Below are 5220 nucleotides of genomic sequence, written 5' to 3'. Positions count from 1 at the left end.
TAGAGTCAAATTTAATCCCAAAACCGTTTACCCAGAATTCTTTACCCCGACAATTGCGGCGAAGTCTACTGTGCCAAAAATTATGCACTTGCCTAAACTTCTATTGAGTAATAATTCTCATATATACGTGGAAGGAAATGTGAGCATTGATCCTAGTGCTGTTATTTCAGCAGGGGTAATTTTGCGAGCAGATCCAGACAGTAAAATAACGATTGCAGCCGGTGTTTGTATCGGTATGGGAGCAATTATTCATGCTCACAAAGGTACTGTGGAGGTGGAATCAGGAGCAAGTTTAGGGGCTGGGGTTCTAGTCGTGGGGAAGGGAAAAATTGGCGCTAATGCTAGTATTGGCTCCCTGACGACAATTTGGAATCATTCTGTGGAATCTTTACAAGTGGTGCCCTCAGCGTCGGTGTTGGGAGATAAGGGGCGTCCATTACCGAAAGAGTCTCAACCAACTCCTGATAGCTTGGAGCAGAAACCTCAGGAGTCGTCATCAGCTGTACCTGATCAAAGCTTTACCACTGAGTCTGTTAATGGTAAAGTGCCATCCACCACTACCACGGTGGCTACAGATACAACAGATACAATGCAAACCAACTCTATAGAGACTAATTCTACAGAGACTAATTCTACAGAGACTAATTCTATAGATACCAATACTACAGAGAGTAATACAACAGAGACTATTGAATCTGAGACGACCCCTGAGTCGCAGACAGAATCACCAGCTCCAAAGACTCAGCCTACTGTTCATGGGCAGGGGAGCTTGAACCGATTACTGGATACTCTGTTTCCTTACAATCAATCTTTTAATAGTTCTAGCAAAGACACATAACAGCTGCGTAGACTTATTGCTTGTTTGCGTTCGCGTAGCGTGACTTTAAGTCAATCCCATAAAAATTTCCTAGACCCATCCCTTTTATGCGTTCGCGTAGCGTGACTTTAAGTCAATCCCATAAAAATTCCGTAGACCCATCTGTTGTTTGCGTTCGCTGCGCGATGCTCCTTTCGAGCCGCTACGCGATCGCATAAGCGCGGAAGCTGAGGCCTTTGGCCAAGGTCAATGCCATAGCGACTCCCTAGAACCATCCCATAACAGCTCCTCAATCACAATAACTCCTGGCTTATCTGAGGGAACACTCCGCTTTCTGCCAACTCAAAGTCGGCAAAGTCAAAGCCTGGTGCAACAACGCAGCTCACCAGAGAAAAACTACCATCTTGTGAAGGAATCGCCCCAAACCATGTACCGCGCGGCAAACAATAGTAAGGATGAACACCATCTGTCAAACCGGCTCCCAGTAGTATCCCCCGCTGTGAACCGGTCTCGTCAAGGTAGTTGAGACACAATGGTACACCAGCATGATAAAACCACAGTTCATCAGACCTAATACGATGCCACGATGAATATTCACCACTACGGAGGAGATAATAGATTGAGGTAGCAACAGACCGATCTCCAAAAGGTGTCTTTAGCACCTGATCTGATCGATACATCTCTCGATAAAACCCCCCCTCAGGATGTGGTACCAGTTGCAATGCTTGTATAATGTACTCCGCATCCATATCTGTTCTATCTTCTATGGTTTTTACCAACGTTCAATAATAATGGTTTGTCGTGCGTTATGCAGTTACGATAGTCTTTCTTGCTGATTTTTCCAGTAAAACGTATCTTTACTGTTCCCTAGTTCAGAGGACTTTTACCAAATCATTTGCTCCATTGGGACTTTGACTAAATCCCTCAATGTTAACTCCTAGCCACCTGCGCAGTCTTGACAACACCTAGTCGAGGCTGGTATAATATTTCGGGCTTTATTACGGAATTTAGGAAAAATGTCTCCAGAAAAGTTTTTGTCATCCAGTGTTTGGGTGGCCAGGGTGAAAACTTTCTTCCAGGCCATGGATGTCGATCGAGATGGATTTTTGTCCCTCTCCGACTACGAACATACCGCAGATAGGTTGGTCGAACTTGGAGGTGATCCGTCGAGGTCTCAAGAAATCCGGGAGCTGTTTCGCGCCCTGTTTAAAAACATGATGGCTGGAGGGGCTCCGGTCGATGGCAACACCAGAATCAGCGAAGAAGAGTGTGTCGCCAACGCCGCGAAGGCCGTCACCTTGGTCGAATCGGCACGGGAAGTGGCTAGGCGCAAGAACGAAGTATTCTTTGATATCATCGACACCGATAACTCCGGAGAGATCTCCAGTGAAGAGTACCGGAAGTATCTGGCAATATATTTCGGGGAAGAGGACTCTGACCGCGCCGATCAAGCTTTCAATAGCATTGATGTTGATGGCAACGGTTCCATCAGCCGCGACGAGTTTATAGAAGGTCATATACACTACTGGTTTGAAGACGGTAGCGACCCAAGCTTTTTTCCGCTTCCCTATGGGCCGTTAGTCGATCAATAGAACTATTTAATCAATATTTTGTGGCATTTTTTTCGACTTTGGGTAGTCGGAAAGATGTAGTGATTTGTCTACGGTCTGGTAAAGGTAACGGGAGCTAAAATCACTACTTGTATAGCGCTACGCGCAAGGCAAAAGGCAATAGGGAATAGGCAAAAGTTTACTACAACAGCTTTTCAGTTTTTATCAACGTCAAACACCTTAATGCTTAGTGCTATATATATAGCAATTCTTTTTCCTAATCAGGTACAATTTTATGGGTTTTAGGAAATAAGTAAGAAGTAATAAGTAATAAGTAATATAGCGTTTCTAGGACTCATGAGGTACACATTATTTTTTACATCTTACCTGCTCCCTGCTCCCTGCTCCCTGCTCCCTGCTCCCTAAAAACCATAAATTTGTACCTCACAAGTCGTAGAATTGCTATATAAATAGGTTATGAACAATCTTGCTGTGTGTTGATGCAGTCGCTCATGGGGAAAACCCCCGCAGGTCGGCGCTGCAGTCAAAGTTTGGGGAGTTTGGGGAGATTTTGATTAAGGGTAATTATCGGAATATCATTTGACACCTTGGCTGGAGCAGGAAAAGATGAGTGCTGTTATAACGGGCTTAGTGACAATAAATTAGCGATCGCATAGCGTGACTTTCAGTCAATCCCATAGCGTCACCAAAAGTCAATCCCGTAGCGTGACATGCAGGTCAATCCCATAAAAATTCCCTAGACGCAGGCTAGCTTGAGGTTAGGTAATTTTTTAAAGCTTCTGGCACATTAATCGCTGTCTCCAACCCCCGCACGTTCGCCCACTTGGTGTCCTCATCCCAGAAAATGTTTTCGAGGTTTGCCTCATGAAGGTCTGCCGAGCGGAGGTTTGCCTCACGAAGGTCTGCCCCACTGAGGTTTGCCTCACGAAGGCCTGCCGAGCGGAGGTCTGCCCCACTGAGGTCTGCCGAGGGAAGATGTGCTGAGCGGAGGTCTGCCCCACTAAGGTCTGCCCAGCTCAGGTCTGCCGAGCGGAGGTCTGCCCCACTGAGGTCTGCCCCACTGAGGTTTGCCCAGCTTAGGTATGCCCAGCTGACATCTGCCCCACTGAGGTCTGCCCCACTGAGGTATGCCCAGCTTAGGTTTGCCCCACTGAGGTCTGCCTGCCTAAGGAATCGTCTAATTGTTATTAAAAAATTGTCAAACTCAACGCTATTGCTGTAGCTAATCATGCGAAGCAATCGCTGACGATCAAACCCTTCCGTGTCTGGTTTACCGCAGGGATGGAAATCAATTTTATCCTTAAGTTCATTCTTTTTCTCGGCGTAACGGTTTAATTCTAGGAGCAAAATCATGGTATTGAGACCAGCAGCGATATCTACCTGTCGCTGACCTAACTCAACGCCATGCTTGCGCAATTTTTGACCGGTTTTCTGGGGTAGGGTGGTTTCGTCTAGGATGTCAATAAATTCCCCATTGCACCAGCACAAATAGAAATCTTCCAAGCGCTCAAATAACTCCACCGGTCGAAAGTCATCACTGGTATCTAGCAGCGCCATCAAATAGTCCACAATTTCTGGTGTTAGTCTGCCGTAACCTAGTAAATCGTAGATTTCCTCTGCCAGCTGATCGTGATTGATAGTAAATCCTCGACCCTTCTTACGGGGTTCTGTCCACTCTTCGAGGCTTTCTTTCAAGCGCAGAGCACACAAAAACTCACCAAAACTTTTATGGACAAACTCCACTGCCCCTTCTTTGACAACAGAACCAGAGGCTGGTCGCAGGTAAAACGCCGCCAAGGCATTTCTGAGGGGGTTTTCGCCAATGCGCTTTTGGGCTTTTTCTAGGAGTTCTCTGGCACCATCATCTCCTTTCAGGCGTTCCTCAATCATAGTCATAGAAGCCCATTCCCCACCAGCTTGGGTAACGCATAACCCCGCTTCGGTCAGAATCCGCCGCAAATCGTCGGTTTGCTGTTCAGTTAGTTCAAAATTGAGGTCTTCGGGACGCTGCTTGGTCAGTACCCAGTCTAGGGCGGTTTGATAAATCAGAATTTTGGCATTAATACTGCTAGTCCCCTCAAACATTTGGTCTGTTAATTTACCATCCCGGTGCATAGCTGCTAACAGGTAGAGTAATAGGGGCTCTTGGGCTAATTCCTTTACTCGTTCTGGACAGTGTTGGGCTTGCAAAAACTTCTTAAACCCAGTGGCTTTATCCTGACCAACGAGGTTTCCCCAGTTGCTAAACCACTGCTGCTGGAGGGTCTTATCCATCAGTGCTATTTGCACCCGCTCCAGATTCCTTGGTGTAACAATCCCTTGCAATGCCAACTCTCTGCCGGTAACTAAAAACCGATGTCCCAATTGGGGGTTTCGCTGGCAGTTTTCTTGATAGTACCCCACCTTTTTGAGAAAATCTTCAATACCGCCAGTAGTTCTCCCCTGCATCCGCAACTCATCAAAGCCATCCAGTAAGAACAAAAAACGAGTATTGGGGTCAGTCAACCAGCCATCTTTCTTGGCAAAATCTGCCTGAACAGAAGCGCTGAGGGTATTCTCGATATTTTCCTCAAAAGCATGAATATCCCGCAGTCGAATTAATATAGGTGTCCAGATCGGATGCAAGTGCTGGCGCACCCAATCCGCAAACATCCGACAAAAGACACTTTTCCCGCGCCCTGGTCCCCCCTGAATAAACATCACCTGATCATGTTGGCCAGGATTAGTAAGCTGCTGTTTTGCCCAACTTTCTAAGTTAACTGGGTTTGCCTGTTTTTTTACCTTGTAGGAAAAAGGGTGGGAGACCACTTTAGCCCGGACCAACTTCTTTCA

The 5220-nt window shown here is 46.4% G+C and carries 4 protein-coding genes; 2 read left to right on the top strand and 2 right to left on the bottom strand.

Annotation, left to right across the window (positions count from 1 at the left end):
• A partial coding sequence (locus F6K52_RS31910) for a hypothetical protein (protein WP_293088393.1) occupies window positions 1-838 on the top strand: 838 nt, incomplete at its 5' end.
• Between the two features lie 272 nt (window positions 839-1110).
• Here the strand turns inward: F6K52_RS31910 and F6K52_RS31905 are convergent.
• Window positions 1111-1596, bottom strand: a complete 486-nt coding sequence (locus F6K52_RS31905; protein WP_293088391.1) for a cupin domain-containing protein — start codon at window positions 1594-1596, stop codon at window positions 1111-1113.
• A gap of 237 nt (window positions 1597-1833) precedes the next feature.
• On the opposite strand from F6K52_RS31905, the gene F6K52_RS31900 reads away from it, so the two are divergent.
• The gene (locus F6K52_RS31900; protein ID WP_293088388.1) at window positions 1834-2409 is read left to right on the top strand and encodes an EF-hand domain-containing protein; all 576 of its coding nucleotides are present in this window, start codon (window positions 1834-1836) and stop codon (window positions 2407-2409) included.
• A gap of 726 nt (window positions 2410-3135) precedes the next feature.
• On the opposite strand, the gene F6K52_RS31895 is transcribed toward F6K52_RS31900, so the two are convergent.
• A complete protein-coding gene (locus F6K52_RS31895; RefSeq protein ID WP_293088386.1) occupies window positions 3136-5196 on the bottom strand; it encodes a pentapeptide repeat-containing protein in 2061 nt (686 codons plus the stop codon).
• Window positions 5197-5220 lie beyond the last annotated feature (24 nt).

This window comes from Moorena sp. SIO3H5 (assembly GCF_010692395.1).
GTDB lineage: Bacteria > Cyanobacteriota > Cyanobacteriia > Cyanobacteriales > Coleofasciculaceae > Moorena.
The sequence above is the reverse complement of the archived record's forward strand: the minus strand, read 5'-3'. Positions and strand labels throughout refer to the sequence as shown.